Source organism: Hymenobacter rubripertinctus (assembly GCF_003583925.1).
GTDB lineage: Bacteria > Bacteroidota > Bacteroidia > Cytophagales > Hymenobacteraceae > Hymenobacter > Hymenobacter rubripertinctus.
Genome location: NZ_QYCN01000129.1, coordinates 1 through 453, shown reverse-complemented (window position 1 = coordinate 453; position 453 = coordinate 1). Strand labels below are relative to the sequence as shown.

General features: G+C 69.2%; 1 protein-coding gene. It reads left to right on the top strand.

All coding sequences use genetic code 11. The annotated features are described in order from the left end of the window. A partial coding sequence (locus tag D0T11_RS21845) for an MFS transporter (RefSeq protein ID WP_119657896.1) occupies positions 1-453 on the top strand: 453 nt, incomplete at both ends.

Below are 453 nucleotides of genomic sequence, written 5' to 3'. Positions count from 1 at the left end.
GTCATGGTCTTCGGCTCGCTGATCTGCTTTATCTGCGGCTTCTTCTACCCGTTCACCGTCACCGTCGCCGGCTTCCTGGGCCTGCGCCTGCTCCACGGCTTCAGCACCGGCTTCAAGCCCACCGGCACGGCCGCCTTCATCGCCGATATCGTGCCGCTCGCCCGCCGCGGCGAGGCCATGGGCCTGCTGGGCGTGGCCGGCTCGCTGGGCATGGCYGCYGGCCCCATGGCCGGCTCCTGGCTGGCCACCCACTTCTCGCTCAACGCCCTGTTCTACTGCTCCTCCGGCCTGGCCCTGCTCAGCCTGATCGTGCAGGGCACCATGACCGAAACGCTGCCCGCGGCCCAGCGCCAGCGCTTTCGCTGGCGGCTGCTGCGCATTGAAAGCTGGGGCGAAGTGTTTGAGCCCCGGGTGCTGATTCCGGCCGCCGCCACGCTGCTGTTTCTGCTGCCG